The 18,125-nt window shown below is 66.2% G+C and carries 15 protein-coding genes, 7 tRNA genes and 1 pseudogene; 12 read left to right on the plus strand and 11 right to left on the minus strand.

The window, feature by feature from the left end:
- Nucleotides 1–298 precede the first annotated feature (298 nt).
- The 3 genes from dsbG to ACW5IY_RS13260 form a co-directional block, all read right to left on the minus strand.
- Nucleotides 299–1,141, minus strand: a complete 843-nt coding sequence (dsbG, locus tag ACW5IY_RS13250) for a thiol:disulfide interchange protein DsbG (RefSeq protein WP_010484982.1) — start codon at nt 1,139–1,141, stop codon at nt 299–301.
- 30 nt (nt 1,142–1,171) lie between these two features.
- A complete protein-coding gene (locus ACW5IY_RS13255) occupies nt 1,172–1,975 on the minus strand; it encodes a TlpA disulfide reductase family protein (protein WP_049433665.1) in 804 nt (267 codons plus the stop codon).
- An 80-nt stretch (nt 1,976–2,055) separates the two neighbouring features.
- Complete coding sequence (locus tag ACW5IY_RS13260) at nt 2,056–3,123, minus strand: GlxA family transcriptional regulator (RefSeq protein ID WP_019336511.1); 1,068 nt, start codon at nt 3,121–3,123, stop codon at nt 2,056–2,058.
- 186 nt (nt 3,124–3,309) lie between these two features.
- Between ACW5IY_RS13260 and ACW5IY_RS13265 the strand changes: the two genes are divergently transcribed.
- The 7 genes from ACW5IY_RS13265 (at nt 3,310) to ACW5IY_RS13295 (ending at nt 4,648) form a co-directional block, all read left to right on the plus strand.
- A complete protein-coding gene (locus tag ACW5IY_RS13265; protein ID WP_049433666.1) occupies nt 3,310–3,723 on the plus strand; it encodes a heavy metal-responsive transcriptional regulator in 414 nt (137 codons plus the stop codon).
- 89 nt (nt 3,724–3,812) lie between these two features.
- A tRNA-Ala gene (locus ACW5IY_RS13270) sits at nt 3,813–3,888 on the plus strand.
- 54 nt (nt 3,889–3,942) lie between these two features.
- Nucleotides 3,943–4,018: transfer RNA gene (locus ACW5IY_RS13275), tRNA-Glu, on the plus strand.
- A 184-nt stretch (nt 4,019–4,202) separates the two neighbouring features.
- Nucleotides 4,203–4,278 (plus strand) — tRNA-Ala (locus tag ACW5IY_RS13280).
- 49 nt (nt 4,279–4,327) lie between these two features.
- A tRNA-Glu gene (locus tag ACW5IY_RS13285) sits at nt 4,328–4,403 on the plus strand.
- 46 nt (nt 4,404–4,449) lie between these two features.
- Nucleotides 4,450–4,525 (plus strand) — tRNA-Ala (locus ACW5IY_RS13290).
- A 47-nt stretch (nt 4,526–4,572) separates the two neighbouring features.
- A tRNA-Glu gene (locus tag ACW5IY_RS13295) sits at nt 4,573–4,648 on the plus strand.
- 96 nt (nt 4,649–4,744) lie between these two features.
- Here the strand turns inward: ACW5IY_RS13295 and ACW5IY_RS13300 are convergent.
- Nucleotides 4,745–5,161, minus strand: coding sequence for a GNAT family N-acetyltransferase (locus ACW5IY_RS13300; RefSeq protein ID WP_043403080.1), 417 nt, complete (start codon nt 5,159–5,161; stop codon nt 4,745–4,747).
- Between the two features lie 77 nt (nt 5,162–5,238).
- Here ACW5IY_RS13300 and ACW5IY_RS13305 point away from each other — a divergent pair, with 77 nt between their 5' ends.
- Nucleotides 5,239–6,195: an SOS response-associated peptidase family protein gene (locus ACW5IY_RS13305; protein WP_049436348.1), complete on the plus strand. Its 957-nt coding sequence runs from the start codon at nt 5,239–5,241 to the stop codon at nt 6,193–6,195.
- A gap of 45 nt (nt 6,196–6,240) precedes the next feature.
- On the opposite strand, the gene ACW5IY_RS13310 is transcribed toward ACW5IY_RS13305, so the two are convergent.
- Nucleotides 6,241–6,438 carry a hypothetical protein gene (locus ACW5IY_RS13310; protein WP_010484956.1) on the minus strand — a complete coding sequence of 66 codons (198 nt, stop codon included), beginning with the start codon at nt 6,436–6,438 and terminating at the stop codon, nt 6,241–6,243.
- A 69-nt stretch (nt 6,439–6,507) separates the two neighbouring features.
- Nucleotides 6,508–6,888 carry a response regulator gene (locus ACW5IY_RS13315; protein ID WP_019336514.1) on the minus strand — a complete coding sequence of 127 codons (381 nt, stop codon included), beginning with the start codon at nt 6,886–6,888 and terminating at the stop codon, nt 6,508–6,510.
- A 132-nt stretch (nt 6,889–7,020) separates the two neighbouring features.
- Between ACW5IY_RS13315 and ACW5IY_RS13320 the strand changes: the two genes are divergently transcribed.
- The 3 genes from ACW5IY_RS13320 to ACW5IY_RS13330 all read left to right on the plus strand — a co-directional run bounded on the left by ACW5IY_RS13320 (nt 7,021) and on the right by ACW5IY_RS13330 (nt 8,992).
- Nucleotides 7,021–7,106, plus strand: a tRNA-Leu gene (locus tag ACW5IY_RS13320).
- A gap of 70 nt (nt 7,107–7,176) precedes the next feature.
- Nucleotides 7,177–7,440 carry a hypothetical protein gene (locus ACW5IY_RS13325; RefSeq protein WP_192840216.1) on the plus strand — a complete coding sequence of 88 codons (264 nt, stop codon included), beginning with the start codon at nt 7,177–7,179 and terminating at the stop codon, nt 7,438–7,440.
- 115 nt (nt 7,441–7,555) lie between these two features.
- A complete protein-coding gene (locus tag ACW5IY_RS13330) occupies nt 7,556–8,992 on the plus strand; it encodes a GGDEF domain-containing protein (protein WP_049436349.1) in 1,437 nt (478 codons plus the stop codon).
- Here ACW5IY_RS13330 and ACW5IY_RS13335 read toward each other — a convergent pair.
- Nucleotides 8,989–10,815 (minus strand): methyl-accepting chemotaxis protein, encoded by a 1,827-nt coding sequence (locus tag ACW5IY_RS13335; protein ID WP_049436350.1) that lies wholly within the window; start codon nt 10,813–10,815, stop codon nt 8,989–8,991. The genes ACW5IY_RS13330 and ACW5IY_RS13335 overlap by 4 nt on opposite strands.
- A gap of 255 nt (nt 10,816–11,070) precedes the next feature.
- Nucleotides 11,071–11,616: a GNAT family N-acetyltransferase gene (locus tag ACW5IY_RS13340; RefSeq protein ID WP_049436356.1), complete on the minus strand. Its 546-nt coding sequence runs from the start codon at nt 11,614–11,616 to the stop codon at nt 11,071–11,073.
- Nucleotides 11,617–11,768: 152 nt separating this feature from the next.
- Between ACW5IY_RS13340 and ACW5IY_RS13345 the strand changes: the two genes are divergently transcribed.
- On the plus strand, nt 11,769–12,857 hold the full coding sequence (locus tag ACW5IY_RS13345; RefSeq protein WP_049436351.1) for a DUF5694 domain-containing protein: 1,089 nt from the start codon (nt 11,769–11,771) through the stop codon (nt 12,855–12,857).
- Between the two features lie 39 nt (nt 12,858–12,896).
- Here ACW5IY_RS13345 and ACW5IY_RS13350 read toward each other — a convergent pair whose 3' ends face one another.
- The 3 genes and pseudogenes from ACW5IY_RS13350 to ACW5IY_RS13360 form a co-directional block, all read right to left on the minus strand.
- Nucleotides 12,897–13,127, minus strand: a complete 231-nt coding sequence (locus ACW5IY_RS13350) for a hypothetical protein (protein ID WP_049436352.1) — start codon at nt 13,125–13,127, stop codon at nt 12,897–12,899.
- Between the two features lie 62 nt (nt 13,128–13,189).
- Nucleotides 13,190–15,379: pseudogene (locus ACW5IY_RS13355) on the minus strand (PAS domain S-box protein).
- A 208-nt stretch (nt 15,380–15,587) separates the two neighbouring features.
- Nucleotides 15,588–17,969: a Tex family protein gene (locus tag ACW5IY_RS13360; protein ID WP_049436354.1), complete on the minus strand. Its 2,382-nt coding sequence runs from the start codon at nt 17,967–17,969 to the stop codon at nt 15,588–15,590.
- Between the last annotated feature and the right edge of the window lie 156 nt (nt 17,970–18,125).

The following is an 18,125-nucleotide window of genomic DNA, read 5'->3' on the forward strand; positions in this document are numbered from 1 at the left end:
GGGTAACAAGCACGGAGTGAGAATGTCGTGAATGGCTGTGCCGGCCGACCCTGATCAGGGCGTGGCGAGCGCGGCATCCGTCGCGCAGTGACGCTGTATTCCATGCGTCACAGGCTAATCCGCCTGTCGTTTTTGGCCTTGATTGGAATCAAGGCGCGATGCTTGATGTCAGTCACGATTCAGACGTGACGATGAACCAACGTTGCGCAGGCCTGCAACCGGAAGGCCGGCCACAGAATGCGACAGGCCCGCATGCTGCCATGCGGGCCTGTGCAATGTTTCATGAGGCTGGCGCCACTCAGCGCGGGCCAAGCACCGTCTGCAGATCGGCACCCTGCGGCAGGCCCGCACGACGCTGTACCTGGCCCTGTGCGTCCTGGAACAGAATGCCCGGCGTGCCCTGGAAGCCCATTTCGATCATCAGTACCTGATTGGCATCGAGCTTGCCAGCAATTTCGCGGCTGATGTTCGGCAGCGCCTTGATGCCACCGCGATCAAAATCGTGCTCGTTCTGCAGCAGCGCTGCACTCGGGTCACGGGCTGCGAGGATGGCCGCCGCCTTGGCCGGGCTGTCCTCGCGGATGACGCCGACCATGATGTGACGCAGCTGCACCTTGCCCGCATCGACCCACGGCCGTGCCGCTTCCCAGAACTTGTGGCAGTATGGGCAGTTCGCATCGCTGAAGGTATAGACCACGCGCGGCGCATCGGCCTTGCCGTCACGTACCCAGGCGCTGGATTCCAGTTTGGTCCACATTTTGGCCGACATCGGCGAGGCCACCAGCTTCTCAACGGCCTCAGCGGCTACATCGTTGCCCTCCGCATCGAACAGGCTGCCGACCAGTACATGCTTGCCATCAGCAGTGACATAGGCCGCTGCCGGCTGCTGGCCGCCGACCACGCCGGCGAAACCTCGCAGGCCACCGGGGGCATCGAATTCGGCGACGACCTCGAACCCATGCTTCTCGATGCCCTTCAGCACCGCAGGGCGATCGCCCTTGTTGGCAGCGGCTGTGGCGCTCGCTGCCGGTGCCGCGGCGGTCTTGCCCGGCGGCGTCTGTGCCTGGCTGCAGGCGGCCAATGCCAGCAGGACCGGCAGCAACAGCACCGCCGGGGCGGTGCGCAGGGAAGTCGACAACATGGGAACTCCGTAGTGAGATGCCCGCGCAGGCTACCGCAGCCGGCGCAGTTTGTGTTCAAGACCAGCTGCCGTCAGTTCGCCGAGGTGCAGTTCACGCAGGCGCCCTTCGGCGTCGAAGAACAGGGTCGAGGGATAGGCCTGCACGCCCAGCACCGTGGATGCCGCAGCGTCATCGTCCAGCAATACGTTGCCCAGCAGGAGCCGTTCGCGCGCAACGAAACCCTGGACCTCCTCAAGGGTTTCACCCTGATTGAGGAACACGAACTGCACGTCCGCATGTGCCTGCTGTGCCGCTGCCAAGACCGGCATCTCGCGCCTGCAGGGACCACACCAGCTGGCCCACAGGTTCAGCACCAGTGGCTTGCCACGAAACTGCTGGAGATCAACCCTTCCCCCTTGCAGATCAGCAACCTGCAATACCGGCAAGGGCATCTGCCGCTCCTGCCAGGCGGACAACAGCTGACTGCCGCCCGCCCATAGCAGCACACCTGCCAACGCCGCGCCCAGCACCGGGGCGCGCAACGCCCGCCATGGGCGCAACCGCCACAGTCCCCATGCCAATCCCGCAACCAGGACAACCACCAGGTGGTAGCCACCATCGGCAATCTGCAGAATGCTCCACGGCGCCTCGCGATACAGCGCGAAGTTCAAGGCCACGAAGCTGATGCGACCACACAGCAGGCCCACCAGCAGCATGTCCAGAACCATGCTGGGTGCGGAAGGCAGCGGCATGCCGTCCTTCCTGCGTGGCCAAAGACGCGCCACGGCCATCGCCAGCACTACGCACACGAGAATCAATATCACCGGCATCGGCACCGGCCCAACGCTCGACATCAGACCACCTGTTCAATCGTCCACTGACGGCATGGTCGAAGTGTCGCGCTCCGGTTGCAAGCCCGACGATGCTACCCGCATCAGGCCGCGCTGCGCCCCAGTTGCATCACCGACGGCGATTGCAGCCCGCGCAGACTGCCCGCCACCGACGGCATCAAGGGCCGCTCGCGGCGCTTGCTGCTGACGTGACGCCGATAGTTCGCCGGCGTCATGCCAACGATGCGCAGGAACAACCGGCGAAATGCACTCTGATCAGCGTAGCCGACGCCCCAGGCCACCTCATCGATACCCGCCCCCTGCTGCAACAGGGTCTGCGCCTTGGCGATGCGCAGCCGTTGGCAGTACTCGATCGGCCGCAGGCCGGTGGCCTTGAGGAACCGCCGCTGCAGTGTGCGCGGCTCCAACCCGGAGACTTCGCAGATCGCGGCGAGGGTGGCACCGCGTGCCGCTGTGGTGTGCAACCAGCGCTGTGCCTTCAACACATCACGATCGCCATGTGCGAAGTTGGCGCTGAAGCGTTCCAGATCCTGCTGGATCGTGGCGGGCACGGTGATGCCCAGTTGCTGCGCCACCGCACTGGCCACGCCCTGCCCATGCAGCCGGTACAGCAGCCGCAGGCCCAGGAAGCGCCAGGCCTGGCCCCCGCCGACCGTCAGCAGGTCGCCGTCATCCACCAGCGCCCGCTCGCTCGGCACCCAACTCGCGGCCTGCGCCTGCAGACCTGGATGGCGCCCGAGATCGGGGCCACTGACCGTACGCCCGGCCAGCAATCCGGCCCGTGCCAGCACGCTGACGCCATCACTGGCGGCGGCCAGCAGGCTGCCGCCGTCATAGTGCGCGCGCAGCCAGTCCAGCAGCACCTCATCCGCGCGCAGGCACGCGCCGGCACTGATCTGGCCGGGAACCGCAATCACAGCCGGGATGGCCGCATCGAGCATTTCCGCACCCGCAATACGATGCACACCGGTCTGGCTGGCCGGCACGATCCAGCGGGTGACCAGCACCCGCTTGAACGGCCGGCGCTGCTGCTGGGCAAGGCGATTGGCAACGTGCGCCATTTCGGCCAGTACGGAGGCGGCAGACGGATCACCTCCCGGGTATTCAACCACCGCGATCTCGACGAATCCTTCGTTCCTGAATCCTTCCACAGACCACCTCCTCGGTTCGTTGCAGGCCATCGAACGGCCGGTTCAGGCGAAGGGTAGGAACTGGCCCATCGGCGGGGCTATGAAGAAAGTTGCAAAGTGCGCTGAATGCGCGCACCCGGTCCAAGCCTTGACTCTCGACCAGACTCCAGGCTTCACAATGGCCGGCAGCATCCGCAGGAATCCGCCATGAACATTGGACAACTGGCCCGCCAGGCGGGCGTGCCGATCGATACGGTGCGCTACTACGAACGACAGCAGCTGCTGCCGACCGCGGCCCGCTCGGCGGGTGGCTACCGCATCTTCGGCGAGCAGGATCTGCGCCGGCTGCGATTCATCCGTCGCGCCAAGGCGCTGGGCTTCAGCCTGGAAGAGATCGGCGAGCTGCTCGCACTGAGCGATCAGCACTCGCAGGACATGGGCAGCGTGCGCGACACCGCGCAGGCCCGCCTGCAGGACATCGCGCAACGGATGGCCGAGCTGCAGCGCATGCACACCGCACTTTCGCAGCTGGTCGACGCCTGCCCCGGTCACGGCACGCTGGACCAGTGCCCGATCCTGGCGGCACTGACCGACAACGTTGCACAGGCGAAAGGCGACTGACATCGGCTTCGCAACGCACGTGAAGAAAAGTGCAACAAATGCTTGCCAACCCCCTGGGGCAAGGCTATTATTTCGCTCCTCAGCGACGTGGGGCCATAGCTCAGCTGGGAGAGCGCCTGCATGGCATGCAGGAGGTCAGCGGTTCGATCCCGCTTGGCTCCACCAATCTTTCGGCATTAGGCCGTCGAAAGGTCGCTAAAGAACATTGATGAGAATTGCGTCCCCATCGTCTAGAGGCCTAGGACATCACCCTTTCACGGTGGCGACCGGGGTTCGAATCCCCGTGGGGACGCCACTCATCACGAACAACGAGGACCCGGCCGATAACCGGGTCTTTTTTGTTCACCGCCTACCAGCATTCAGGTAGTGGCTTTGCGGTTCCCCTGCCCTCGTGGCCGCGGTTGAACCGGAACGAAAAAAGCTCAAAAAAAGCTTCCACAAACGTGAACACGCAGGTATGATAGGCGGCTCGGTAACACGGGGCCATAGCTCAGCTGGGAGAGCGCCTGCATGGCATGCAGGAGGTCAGCGGTTCGATCCCGCTTGGCTCCACCACTTTCGACATTAGGCCGTCGAAGGTTCTACAAATTGAAGTTTTTCGTGCGTCCCCATCGTCTAGAGGCCTAGGACATCACCCTTTCACGGTGGCGACCGGGGTTCGAATCCCCGTGGGGACGCCAGTTTCAAAACGGACTCTGCTCCCGGCAGATCATCCGGAGTTTCATTGGGGCCATAGCTCAGCTGGGAGAGCGCCTGCATGGCATGCAGGAGGTCAGCGGTTCGATCCCGCTTGGCTCCACCACTTCGACATTAGGCCGTCGAAGGATCTACAACTTGAAGTTTTCGTGCGTCCCCATCGTCTAGAGGCCTAGGACATCACCCTTTCACGGTGGCGACCGGGGTTCGAATCCCCGTGGGGACGCCAATTCTTTAAAACCCCGGCTTCGGCCGGGGTTTTTCTTTGCCTGTGATTCCTGGGAAGGCCCGAGCCGCGCATGGCTGGCCTCAGCCTGGACACACCTCAGAACCGGCGATACATCCCGATCGATGCAGGTGCGGTAGGTGCGAAACCAAACTGCGCGTACAGCCGGTGCGCTTCACCATCTGCCAGAAGGCTGACGTATGCCGACGGCGGCAGGTTTGCCTGCATCCAGCCATCCAGGCGACGCATCACTTCCTTGCCCAGGCCCTGCCCCTGCAGGCGCGGCAACACGGCGATATCGCAGACCTGCAGGTGGCAGCCCCCATCGCCGACGATGCGCCCCATCGCCACCAGCTCGTTGCCCTGGTAGGCGCACACGCCATACAGGGTATTGGGCAGCGCGCGTGCCGCCGCCTCCTGGCTCTTGGCACTGAGGCCCGCCAGCACACGCAGCTGGCAATAGTCCTCGACCGTGGGCACGGCGTCGCGGAACTGGCAGGCGACGGAATCATTCATGCGCTTTCTCCCTGTAGGTCGGGCTATCCTGCCTCATCCATGTCGCAACTGCTGCGACCCGCGCCTGCAGAGTTCCCATGTGCTATTCCGCCCTGATCCGCGCCGACTACGCCAAGCTGGTGCGCGAGTTTGGCGCCATCCTGTCGCTGGAAGAATTCGCGGAGCTGTACGCGCACGATCCCGGCAAGAAGCGCCCCAGAACTCCCAAGGCCATGGATGACGGCTTCGCCGGTGCGCGCACCGAGAAGGGCCGCGACATCGTCGCGAAAATCCAGCAATGGCATGCGCAGGAGCGCCAGGATCTGGAAGCGGAGCTGGCCCGCCAGCGCGAGCGACGCGATATCGCCAACGCCACGCTGGCGACCCGCCCCACCCAGAAGGCACGCAACGACCTGCGCGTAGCCGGCAACCGCATCGATCGTGCGCAGGCCCGGCTGGAAGACCTGCACCGGGTGCAGCTGCTGCCGCGCGACAACCGCATTTTCCCTGGCACCTACGCACCGGTCATGGTCAGCGAGGGCGGCAAACGCGTGATCAAGCCGATGCGCTACCAGTGCCGGCTGCCGGACAAGCCGGTGCGCAACGACATCCTCTATCCCGGCACCTACAACGCGAGGCGCGATAGCCTGGAAGGCTATTGGCGCGGTGCGTTCGGGCTGCGCCACGGCGTGGTGGTGGTGCAGGCGTTCTATGAGCACGTACCGCGTCACGCCTTCGCCGGCCGCACGCTGGGTGCCGATGAGAAGGAGCAGGACGTGGTGCTGGAGTTCCGGCCTGATCCCCCGCGCGATCTGCTGCTGGCCTGCCTGTGGGCGGAATGGGAAGGACCGGAAGGTCGCCTGCTGTCATTTGCCACCATCACCGACACGCCTCCGCACGACGTCGCCGCTGCGGGCCACGACCGCGGCGTCGTTCCCATCCGCAGGGAACACCTCGACGCCTGGCTCAATCCCGATCCGGATGATCTGGCGCGGCAGTACCGCATCCTCGACGACCGCGAAGAGATCCGCTACGTGTACGAAGAAGCCGGCTGAATACCGCGCACAGATGAAAAACCCCGCCTGGGCGGGGTTCATGGATCAGGGATTGCCGCCGCACATCGCCTCTTCGCAGAAGGCCTGTTCCTGCAGGCATTGTTCGACCTCACCACCCCGCGCGATACAGCTCTTGTAGAGCTGGAAACAGGGCTGGCCGCACCACGCGGCAGAGGCCGTACCACCGAAGACCGCCATCGAAAGGACACCCGCAGCGACCATGCGCTTGATCCACTTCTTCATGCCACTCTCCTTGTAGGCCTGAGCATTCAGGCCCGGGCAGGATACGCCCACCGCTTCGGCATGCGCCAATCAGGCCCTGGCGCTGGCGCGGCCCACTGCGCGTACCAGCGCCTGGCTCAGATCTGCCGAGAGATACGGCTTGACCAGCAGCACGCCGGCCAGCATCGGCCCGGGCAGCTGCTCGGCCAGCATGCCGGTGGCCAGCACGAACGGCACGCCACGCGCCGACAGCGCCGCGGCCACCGGCTCGCTGGTCTCATTGCGGGCCAGGCGGTAATCAAGCAGGGCAACGTCCGGGGTCGACGCCTCCAGCAGGCGCAGTGCCTCAGCGACGCTCGCGGCCAGACCCACCACCGTTGCACCGGCATGCACCAGCTGCATCTGCAGCAGTGCGGCACTCATCTCGTCGTTCTCGACCACCAGCACCCTCAGGTCCTGCAACACTGTCATCGGCTACCACTCCTGGAGGCATTCAAGCCGCCGCAGTATAGCCACCACTGGGCCGAAGCCGACAGGACGCGCCCTGATCGGCCTCCCCACTATGAAAGCCGTGCCGACCTCGGTTACACTCGCACGCTGCCTGCCGGTGTGGCGGAATGGTATACGCAGCTGACTCAAAATCAGCCGGGGGTGACCCCATGAAGGTTCGAGTCCTTTCACCGGCACCACTGCATCAAAGGCCAGGTCCCCGACCTGGCCTTTTGCGTTTTCAGGGCCCGGGCGCCGAAACTGGCGACGATGCCAACACCCGCGCTGCCCACGCTCCCCGCTACCCTGCCCGCCCGGCTGCGTCCACTGCACGTGGATGACGCTGCCGCCTGGTCCCGTTATCTCTCGCTGCCGGGCGTGACCGGGCACACCAGCTGGGGCTGGGGCGATGTTTCCGAAAGGGCACTGCGACGCCAGATCGCCGCTTACCTGCCCACCGCAACGGACCCGCGCTGGGCGCTGGTGGGCGCCTGGATGTACGCCCGCGTCGAAGGCTCGGCGTCACCACGCTGAAACACAAATGCGACTTCCGGCAAGCTTTGGAATAGACGCAGCGCACACTTTTCTTGCAAGCCTCACGTGCTTCTGCCTATCGTGATCCCAGCCGGAGCTGGGGGCGGGGGAATGCATGACGTTGCGTGCGGCACTGTTTTTTCTGGTCACGCACGCGCTCGTCATTGCCTTTGTCGGTCCACAGGACCCGGTCGGCTCCTACCTGATGCTGATCACCGCCCCGCTGCTGGCTGCACTGGCCTGCGTGCGGCGTGCACGTGACAGCCGCCAGGCAGCCTGCAAATGGCGGACGCTTGGCGCTGCCGTGGGCCTGTTCTCGCTGGCCCTGCTGGCCCTGCTGTACCGCAATGTGGCCGGCCTCGATCCTGCGCAGATGACCGTGTCTTCGCTGATCCTGTACGTGTTCTACCGGATTCCCCTGACCTACGTGGCCGCCAGCCCGGGCGGCGGCAACCGCTACATCCGCGCGGTGGACCTGCTGATCATCGCGTTGCTGTGGCTGTTGTACTACGGGCACACGCAGGCGATGGCGCATTTCAACACCGCATTGTGGACGCAGTGCCTGAACGCCATGAGCAGCGTACAGAACAGCCTGGTGTTCTGCTTCGCGCTGATCCGCTTCCTGGCCGAGGACAATCCCGACCGCCGCGATTTTTTCCGGACACTTGCGATCTACGCGCTGGGCTACTTCCTGTTGGCGTTCTACATCAGCACCTATCAACCGCAGCTGCCTGACGGCAACTGGGGGGACCTGCTGATCAGCGGGCTGTTCGTGGTGCTGGCCATCATGGCTGGCAGCAAGCGCCGCTATCCGGCGGTGCAGGTATCGCGCAGCCTGCGCCGCATCGTCGACGCCGGCGTGCCGTTGATGCTGCCTTTGCTGCTGCTGATGGTGGCGCTGCTGGTCGCGCGCCTGCAGCCCACCCTGGCCACAGTGGGCTTCATTGGTGCCATGCTCGGTTATGCCCTGCGCAGCGTGCTGAGCCAGGTGGAGATCCAGCGCCAGCGCGATGAGCTGGAAACACTGGCGCGGCGTGATCCGTTGACCGGTCTGGGCAACCGCCGCAGCTTCGACGAATCACTCGGCAGTGCCCGCGGCCGCGCGCGCCGCCAGGGGCTCGGGCTGGCGGTACTGATGATCGACATCGACCACTTCAAACGGCTCAATGACACCTACGGCCACCCGGAAGGCGATCGCCGCCTGCAGTCGGTGGCCGCCATTCTTGATGGCTGCCTGCAACGGGGTGACGATCTGCTGGCCCGCTATGGCGGCGAAGAGTTCATCGCCGCCCTGCCCTCGCCCGATGCCGCCCACGCCCTGGGCCTGGGCGAACGGCTGCGCGCTTCGGTCGAAGCCGCAGCCCTGCCCGCCCCCGAAGCCACCGTCACCATCAGCATCGGCGTGGCCTGGCAGGCACCGGGGGAAGACCGCGATCCGCGCGACCTGGTCGAACGCGCCGACCAGGCCCTGTATCGCGCCAAGCATGCCGGTCGCAACTGCGTACGCGGCGACACCGGCACCACGGAAGACCGGTCTGGACGCCGCGCCTAGACCGCGTGCAGCACCGCCGCTGCATGCCGGTGCCCGGCCCCGCCCTGCACGCGGAAACTGGCTACGGTCTGCAGCAGCTGCGCCGACTGTTCTTCCATGCTGCGCGCCGCCGCCGACGCCTCCTCGACCAGGGCCGCGTTCTGCTGGGTGCCCTGATCGATCAGGTCGACCGCATGATTCATCTGCTGGATGTCATCGCTCTGCTGCTGCGAGGCAGCGCTGATTTCGGTCATCAGGTCGCTGACACGGCGCACGTTGGTCACGATTTCATCCATGGTGCGGCCCGCGCTCTCAACCTGCGCCGTGCCGGCGCCCACATTGGCAACCGACTCATCGATCAGGTGCTTGATCTCCTTGGCTGCGCTGGCCGAACGCTGCGACAGCTCGCGGATCTCGGTGGCAACCACGGCGAAGCCACGGCCATGTTCACCGGCACGCGCAGCCTCCACCGCTGCGTTCAGCGCGAGAATGTTGGTCTGGAAGGCGATGCCGTCGATCACCCCGATGATGTCGACGATGCGCCGCGACGAGGCATTGATCACCGCCATCGTCTCGACCACCTCGTGCACCACATTGCCGCCTCGCGCGGCGACGTCGGCCGCTCCACCGGCCAGCTGGCTGGCCTGGCGCGCGTTGGTGGCCGTGCGCTGCACGGTCTCGGCCAGGCCCTTCATCGACACGGCGGTTTCCTCCAGCGAGGCCGCCTGCTGTTCGGTGCGCTGCGAGAGGTCGCTGTTGCCCTGTGCGATTTCAGTCGCGCCGACTGCGATGGTGTCCGCAGCGAACTTGATCTGGCCGATGATGGCCGCCATCGCCTCGACCAGCGAATTCACGCCTTCGCACAGTTCGGCGATCGACCCGTTCTTGTCGGCGGTGGCCACGCGCTGGGTCAGGTCGCCCTGCTTGGCGGCAGCCACCACCTCGCGGGTCTGCGCCACGGCGCGCTGCATGGCCTGGTTCTCATGCACCTGCGCGGTGATATCGGTGGCGTACTTGACGACCTTGAACGGCTTGCCATTGAGGTCCAGGATCGGGTTGTAGGATGCCTGGATCCAGACCTCGCGCCCGCCCTTGCCCAGGCGCCGATACTGGCCGGCATCATATTCGCCGCGCCCCAGTTTCTCCCAGAACTGGCGATACTCGACGCTGCTGCGATGCTCGGGCTCGACAAACAACGAATGGTGCTGCCCGCGCACTTCTTCCAGGCTGTAGCCGGTGGCGGCCAGGAAATTGTCATTGGCAGACAGGATGCGGCCATCCATGCTGAACTCGATCACCGCCTGCGATTTGGCGATCGCGGCCAGTTGCCCCGCCGAGTCGGCCGCCTGCAGCTTCTGCGCGGTGATGTCGGTCGCGAACTTGACCACCTTGTACGGCCGCCCCTGGCGGTCCAGCACCGGGTTGTACGAGGCCTGGATCCAGATCTCGCGCTGGCCCTTGCCGAAGCGGCGGTACTGTCCGGCGTCGTATTCGCCACGCCCCAATCGCGCCCAGAAGTCGCGGTATTCGGCGCTGCGCGCCTGCTCGGGGTCGACGAACAGGGAATGATGCTTGCCCTGGATCTCCTCCAGGCGGTAGCCCATCGCCTGCAGGAAATTGTCATTGGCCTGCAGGATGGTGCCGTCGAGCGCGAACTCGATGACGGCCTGCACGCGATGCAGCGCGGCCACCTGCGCTTCCAGCTCGGTGCGGTCGGTCATCGCCTTCTCTGTGCTGGTGCGTTGCTGTGGCGCCAGTACGCCAAGCAGCGCACGCCACGGCGACCAACGGGTATGCAGCTCGGCCGGCGCCTGCGCGCCTGCCGTGAAGCCTGGAATGAGCATTGTCTGATCCTCGGTGTCCGGTAAGCGGTTGTGACCCGACGGGCGGGATGCCCGGCGGCAACATCAGTTGCCAGGGACTACAGGTGCCAACCGGCACCTCTCGAGCGACTGCCAAGAACGTCTGCTGCGGGTGCGATCGGCATCTGGAAGCGGCGGAACACACTGCGCGGACCGCCCATCGGGGGCAGCCTGGGGTCCTGCGGCGGGTGACTGGAGCGGGATCCAGAGGGAGTATCGGCGATGCCGTCGGCCGCTTTAGCGGGATTCCGCGACATCCGTCGCAACTCCGTGCATTGCAGCCGGAATGCGGTAGACGACTGCCGTGTACTTCACGCCCTGCTCACGTGCCACCGCCTGCCCGCCGAGGGACTCAGCCAGTGAACGGCTGGACCGGTTCCGTTCCGCCACCGGGTAGCGGAACGCCGCACAGCGCAGGCGCTCGGAGGCCGCCGACCACACCGCCGCCACTGCTTCGCGGCCATAGCCGTGCCCATGCATCACTTCTGCGATCCAGATGCCCAGTTCGGGTTCTGCTTCCCGGGCTCGATGCAGGCCTGCCAGGCCAAGGAACACGTCATCCATGCGTCGGCGGATCGCGAACGTGATGTCGGTCCCGTCGGCAATGGTGGGCAGCCACGCCTGCCAGACAGCAGCAAATGCCTCCTCCGACGGAGGCGGCTCGAAGGCCATGTAGCGGGTCAGCCCGGGTGTGATTCCCGCAAATGCCTCGCCGGCGTCACCGGGCGTGAATGGCCGGAGGTGCAGCCGCGGACTGTCGATGGTCCAGTCGTCGAATGTCATGTTCTGCATTGCCTGAGCGCTGAGTACAGCATCGCTCAGCAGAAGGATGCAGCTCAAGGCAGAAAGGTTTACATGACCAATGCGGGATTCCCCAGCCGGAGAGAATGACCAGCATGAAGGTCCCGCAGGACGCCTATCGACATGGAGATCGCATGTTCCCTCGCTTTGCCAGCCTTCTCTTCCTGGCCGTGTGCAGCAGCAGCTCGCTGGCCAACGACACCGCCTATCGACCGGCGTTCCACCCGGACCAGCTGAAGGGACCGCCCGCAGGACGCCCGAACGAAGTACTGGTACTGGGCAGCCCGCACCTGTCCAGCCTGCCGGAGACCTTCACGCCGGCGATGCTGGAACCTCTGCTGCAGCGCCTGGAAGCCTGGCGGCCCACCGCGATCGCAGTGGAGAACCTGTCCGGCCTGCAGTGTGACTTCATGCGCCGCAATCCAGCCCGATACGCGGAGAGCGTAGCGGACTACTGCGTCGATCCGGCCCAGGCGCAGGCCGCCACCGGCCTGGACGTGCCCAGTGCCAACGTGGAGATGGAACGCCTGCTTGCGGAATGGCCGAAGGCGCCAACCGCTGCCCAGCGACGCCGATTGGCCGCAGTCTTCCTGGCCGCGGGCGAAAGCAGCTCGGCAGTCGTCCAATGGCTGCGGCTGCCCAGGGAAGAGCGACGTGCTTCGGACAGCCTGACGCCGGAGCTGGTGCGGTTCCTCGACACGCGCATGACCCGCCGCAACGAGGCCGGCCTGGTGGCCGGCGTCCTTGCCGCACGCCTGGGACTGGAGCGCCTGTGGTCGGTCGACGACCACACTGCGGATTCGCCAACACCGGAATCGCAGCAGAAGGCCTACGCTGCCGCCATACGCGGTGCCTGGGACAATTCCTTCGTCAAAGCGCGCAGGGCGGCCGATGGACGGCTCGAAGCCAATCTTGACCAAGCGGATGGGTTGCTCGCGATGTATCGCGCCTACAACGCACCCGAGGCCGTGATGGCGGCCTTCAACAGCGATTTCGGCGCGACGCTCGTCGAACCCTCGCCAGAAGGCTTCGGCCGCAACTACGTGGGCTACTGGGAAACCCGCAACCTGCGCATGGTCGCCAACATGCGCGACATACTGGGCCAGCATCCAGGCACCCGCATGCTGACCATCGTCGGTGCCTCGCACAAAGGCTACTACGAGGCTTACCTCAACCTGATGCACGACGTGCAGCTGGTCAGTTCGGATGAAGTTCTGCGCTGACGCAACATGACATGGGGGATGCGGTGACCATCCACCGCGTCACTCCACCGCGTTCCTGCCTGCCCGCCAGAGCACGATGCAGGCGGCACCGATGCAGGACAGCGTGAACACCAGCAGGGCGACCGCGCCGCCCTGCAGCACCGGCAGCAGGGACTGCGCGTGCAGGTCGCCGCGCAGCTGTTCCGCACGCAGGCAGGCGGCCAGGGCCAGGCACCAACCGACCAGGGCCGGTGCGAAGGCACGCACCGTCACCGGGTTGCAGACATTCATGGGATCACCTGTACGAGGGGAAGTGCGCGGAGTATTCGCGCACGCCCTCTCACAGGCTGAGATCAGCCCTCGATCGGGTCGATGTCGTCGCCCGGCAGCTCACTGGCCTCGCCCTGCACCTGTACGTTGTTGCGACCCATTGCCTTGGCCCGGTAGCACTGGGCATCAGCCGCCGCTACAGCCTGGTCCACGCTCATCCCGCCCGCCAATGGCGCGATACCGATGCTGGCGCCCACATGCAGGCGATCCCGGTCCCACGGAATCGACAGCGATGCCAGGGTGTGCAGCAGTTCACCGCCAATGCGTGCTGCACGACGCGGCGTGCAGCCGGACAGGATCACCGCGAATTCGTCGCCGCCCAGCCGCGCCACCACGTCCGAATCGCGCACGCCGTGGCGCAGCACGCTGGCCACCGCCCACAGCACGGCATCGCCGGCCAGATGGCCCCAGGTATCGTTGACCGGCTTGAAGCGGTCCAGGTCGATGTACATCAACGAGGCGGCCTGGCCGGTACGCTCGACGCGGGTGATCGCCTGCTGCAGATGCACCTCGAAGCCGCGGCGGTTGCTCAGCTCGGTCAGCGGATCGATCTCGGCCAGATGGCGCGCCTCGCGCTGGCGCGCGCGCTGCTGGGTGTCATCGCGCAGCACTCACACTGCGCCCCGTACATGACCTTCATCATCACGCAGCCAGGCACGGGTCAGGTCAACCGGAATCGTGGCTGTGCCCAGGCGCAGCAACAGGTCGGCGTGCAGGTCCACTGCGTTGCTTTCCGGGTCCAGCAGCACGGAGACATCCAGCACTGAACCGGGTGCGTACTCGGTGGTCAGTGCCAGCACATCCTGCACCTTGTGCCCGGCCAGCGACAGCGCGCCATCACCGGCCAGGGTGCGCACCGCGGCGGCATTGGCGTAGTCGATGCGGCCATCCAGGCTGACACTGAGCACCAGGTCGGCCACCGCATCAAGCGTGATACGGCTGCGCTGCTCGCTCTCGAACAGACGCTGCTCGCTGCTGCGCTGGGCGCTGATGTCCTGGATCTGCGACACAAAATGCAGCGGCTCGCCGTGCTCGGTGCGCACCAGCGACACCGACAGCCGTGCCCAGATCACCTTGCCGTCGCGATCGAGATAACGTTTTTCCAGGTGGTAGTGGCTGCGCCGCCCGGCCAGCAGGTCCTGCACCAGGGCCAGATCGGTCTGCAGGTCGTCGGGGTGGGTCAGGCGCTGGAAATCAACCTGCAGCAGTTCTTCGCGGGGGTAGCCCAGGATCCGGCACAGTGCGTCATTGACGTCCAGCCAGCGCCCTTCCAGCGACACCAGCGCCATGCCCAGCGCCGCCGACGTGAACGCACCGGCGAATTTCTCTGCCGACAGGCGTGCTTCGGCACGCGCCTGCAGGATCTCGGTAATGTCGATGGACATGCCGACATAGCCGATCCGCGCGCCGCCGGCACCATCCATGCGGCTGATCGACAGGCGCACCTGGCGTGGCTGGCCATCCTTGCGCCGCAGTGTCCACTGCCGTGAATAGGTCTGCTCATCGGCGCGGGCGCTGAGTGCTTCAAACGCGCCCGGCAGGCTTCCGTCCGCAGCCACCAGCGGACGCAGCCAGGCCGCCAGCTCGTCCGGATCGTGGAAATCACCCAGTCGCCGCTGGCCGACCACTTCTTCCGCGCTGTATCCCAGCAGGCGTTCCGCGCCGGTATTGAACAAGGTGATGGTGCCTTCGGTATCGGTCGCGATCACCGCCACCTCGTCGGACGCGTCGACCACGGCCTGCAATCGCTGCCGGCTCTCGGCCGCGTCCTGCCGCGCCTGCTGCAGCTCGGTCACGTCGGCGTGCGCACCGGCCATCCACAGCGGTCGCCCCTGCCCGTCCCATTCGAACACGCGGCCACGGTCGTGGATCCATATCCACTGGCCATTCTTGTGGCGCATGCGCAGCAGGCAGACATAGTTGTCGCTGCGGCCTTCGAAATGGTCCTCCAGTGCCGCATCGGACAGGACGATGTCGTCGGGGTGGACCAGCTTCAGGAACGTCTTCTGGCACACCGGCTCCAGCTCTTCCAGGCGATAGCCGACGATCTCCGCCCAGCGCGCATTGACCCGCATTTCGCCGGTCTGCACGTTCCATTCCCAGGTACCGGCTGCGGTGCCGTCGATGATCATCGCCAGGCGACGGCGCTCCTCGGCCAGCTCCTGCAGGCGCCGTTCGAGCAGCCCGTTGCCGTTGCTTCCCTGGCCCGCCATCAACCCGCCCCGCGGCCCGCACAGGCGGGCAGCGGCCGCAGCACAACGCTGCAGCCCTCAACGAAGACAACGGGTCCTGCTGGCGTCATGGCCCTCCCCAGCGACAGCGGGGTGGCCGAACGCCTCCCCTCAAGCGCAAGTGTGCGCAATCACGGGGAAAACCGACAAGTCCCCCGCCACGAATCAAGCGTGACGAGGGACACGGTCCTCAACTGCGCTTGGCGCGGGCGAAGGCCTCGGCCAGGGCATTGTTGGCCGGGGGCGCGGACACGGCGGGACGGCCACCATTGCCCTGGCCCCGGTTCGGCCCGCGGTTCGGGCCGCCTGCGTCGCGGCGCGGCCCCTGCCCGCGCTCATCGCGCGGGCCCGGGCGGCTGGTGGCCTGCCCGGGGGTGTCGTCCAGGCGCCGGGTCAGGGCGATGCGCTTGCGCGCCACGTCCACCTCCAGCACCTTCACCTTGACGATATCGCCGGCCTTGACCACGTCGCGCGGGTCCTTCACGAACGTATCGGAGAGCGCCGAAATGTGGATCAGGCCGTCCTGGTGCACGCCGATATCGACAAAGGCACCAAAGGCCGCCACGTTGCTGACCACGCCTTCCAGCACCATGCCCTCGCGCAGGTCCTTGATGTCCTCAACGCCCTCGGCGAAACGCGCCGCCTTGAACTCCGGACGCGGATCGCGGCCCGGCTTTTCCAGTTCCTTCAGGATGTCGCGAACGGTCGGCACGCCGAAGGTGTCGTCGGTGAACTGTTCTGCTTTCAGGCCTCGCAGGAAGCTGCCATCACCGATCAGCGCCTTGATCGGGCGCGCGGTGCTGGCAACGATGCGCTCGACCACCGGATAGGCTTCCGGGTGCACCGCCGAGGCGTCCAACGGCTGGTCACCGTCGGCGATGCGCAGGAAGCCGGCGCACTGCTCGAAGGTCTTTTCGCCCAGGCGCGCGACCTTCAGCAGGTCTTTGCGACGCTTGAACGGGCCGTTGTCGTCACGATGGCGCACGATGTTCTCGGCCACCGCGGCCGACAGGCCGGACACGCGCGACAGCAGCGCGGCCGAGGCGGTGTTGACGTACACGCCGACCGCGTTCACGCAGTCCTCTACGCGCGCATCCAGTGCCCGCGCCAGGCGGTACTGGTCCACGTCGTGCTGGTACTGGCCGACGCCAATCGCCTTGGGTTCGATCTTCACCAGTTCGGCCAGCGGGTCCTGCAGGCGGCGGGCGATCGATACCGCGCCACGCAGCGACACATCCAGGCCCGGGAACTCCTTGGCCGCGAATTCGGAGGCCGAGTACACCGAGGCACCGGCCTCGCTCACCACCACCTTCTGCAGCTTCGGGTTGCCAGCGGCCTTGATCGCTTCGCCGGCCAGCTTGTCGGTTTCGCGGCTGGCGGTGCCGTTGCCGATCGCGATCAGTTCCACGTTGTGCTTGGCGCACAGCTGCTTGATGGTCTGCAGCGATTGGTCCCACTGGCGGCGCGGCTCATGCGGGTAGATGGTATCGGTGGCGACCAGCTTGCCGGTGGCATCGACCACGGCGATCTTGCAGCCGGTACGGATGCCCGGGTCCAGGCCGAGCACGGTCTTCGGGCCAGCCGGTGCCGCCAGCAGCAGGTCCTTCAGGTTGTCGCCGAACACCGCGATGGCTTCGGCCTCGGCCTTTTCGCGGGCCTGGTTGAACAGGTCCAGCAGCAGATGGGTATGCAGCTTGGCGCGCCAGGTCAGGCGGCAGGCGTCCAGCAGCCAGCGGTCGGCGGCACGGCCCTGGTCGGCAATGCCGGCCTTGCGCGCCACGCGCCCTTCGGCGTACTGGTGGCCAGCCTCGGCGTCACTGCCCGGATCCAGCTCCAGGAACAGGATCTCCTCGCGGCGCGCACGGAACAGCGCCAGCAGCCGGTGCGAGGGGATCTTCGCCAGCGACTCGGCGTGTTCGAAATAATCGCGGTACTTGGCGCCTTCGGTTTCCTTGCCCTCGGCCACGCGGGCACGGATCACGCCGGATTCGCCGAGCCAGGTACGCAGTTCGCCGACCAGCGCAGCGTCTTCGCCCCAGCGCTCCATCAGGATCGCACGCGCACCTTCCAGCGCGGCCTTGGTGTCGGCCACGCCCTTGTCGGTGTCGACGAAGGTGGCGCCGTAGACCTGCGGGTCCTGCGTCGGGTCGGCCAGCAGGCCATCGGCCAGCGGCTCCAGACCGGCCTCGCGGGCGATCTGGGCGCGGGTGCGGCGCTTGGGCTTGTACGGCAGGTACAGGTCTTCCAGGCGGCTCTTGGTGTCGGCGGCCAGGATGTCGTTGCGCAGTTCGTCGCTGAGCTTGCCCTGCTCGCCGATGCTGGCCAGCACCGCCGCACGGCGGTCTTCAAGCTCGCGCAGGTAGGTCAGGCGCACTTCCAGGTTGCGCAGCTGGGTGTCGTCCAGGCCCCCGGTCACTTCCTTGCGGTAGCGCGCGATGAACGGAACGCTGGCGCCCTCGTCGAGCAGGCCGACGGCGGCACGTACCTGGGCGGACTGGGCACCGATCTCGTCGGCGATGGTCTGGGCGATCTGCTGGGCGAGCGCGCTCTGGGCGTTCTTGGCGTCGTGCATTGCTTCAGGTCTGTGCCGCGTTACGGGAAGACCCCATTCTGGCAATCCACGATGGAGCCGGACAAGGCATTGACACGGGGCGAGGTTCAGCGGCGGGGCCGGATTGGACGCCGGCATCCTGGCAAGGAAAGGGCTCGGACTGGCCCTGGGCTGGGA

The sequence above is a fragment of the Stenotrophomonas sp. C-A genome (assembly GCF_054030835.1).

Bases quoted from the DNA above. Each gene is read 5' to 3' on its own strand.
- ACW5IY_RS13265 (WP_049433666.1), top strand. From the start codon at position 3,310: ATGAACATTGGACAACTGGCCCGCCAGGCGGGCGTGCCGATCGATACG.
- ACW5IY_RS13335 (WP_049436350.1), bottom strand. From the start codon at position 10,815: ATGCTCATTCCAGGCTTCACGGCAGGCGCGCAGGCGCCGGCCGAGCTG.
- ACW5IY_RS13330 (WP_049436349.1), top strand. From the start codon at position 7,556: ATGACGTTGCGTGCGGCACTGTTTTTTCTGGTCACGCACGCGCTCGTC.
- dsbG (WP_010484982.1), bottom strand. From the start codon at position 1,141: ATGTTGTCGACTTCCCTGCGCACCGCCCCGGCGGTGCTGTTGCTGCCG.
- ACW5IY_RS13255 (WP_049433665.1), bottom strand. From the start codon at position 1,975: ATGTCGAGCGTTGGGCCGGTGCCGATGCCGGTGATATTGATTCTCGTG.
- ACW5IY_RS13345 (WP_049436351.1), top strand. From the start codon at position 11,769: ATGTTCCCTCGCTTTGCCAGCCTTCTCTTCCTGGCCGTGTGCAGCAGC.
- ACW5IY_RS13325 (WP_192840216.1), top strand. From the start codon at position 7,177: ATGCCAACACCCGCGCTGCCCACGCTCCCCGCTACCCTGCCCGCCCGG.
- ACW5IY_RS13310 (WP_010484956.1), bottom strand. From the start codon at position 6,438: ATGAAGAAGTGGATCAAGCGCATGGTCGCTGCGGGTGTCCTTTCGATG.
- ACW5IY_RS13300 (WP_043403080.1), bottom strand. From the start codon at position 5,161: ATGAATGATTCCGTCGCCTGCCAGTTCCGCGACGCCGTGCCCACGGTC.
- ACW5IY_RS13340 (WP_049436356.1), bottom strand. From the start codon at position 11,616: ATGACATTCGACGACTGGACCATCGACAGTCCGCGGCTGCACCTCCGG.
- ACW5IY_RS13350 (WP_049436352.1), bottom strand. From the start codon at position 13,127: ATGAATGTCTGCAACCCGGTGACGGTGCGTGCCTTCGCACCGGCCCTG.
- ACW5IY_RS13305 (WP_049436348.1), top strand. From the start codon at position 5,239: ATGTGCTATTCCGCCCTGATCCGCGCCGACTACGCCAAGCTGGTGCGC.
- ACW5IY_RS13315 (WP_019336514.1), bottom strand. From the start codon at position 6,888: ATGACAGTGTTGCAGGACCTGAGGGTGCTGGTGGTCGAGAACGACGAG.
- ACW5IY_RS13360 (WP_049436354.1), bottom strand. From the start codon at position 17,969: ATGCACGACGCCAAGAACGCCCAGAGCGCGCTCGCCCAGCAGATCGCC.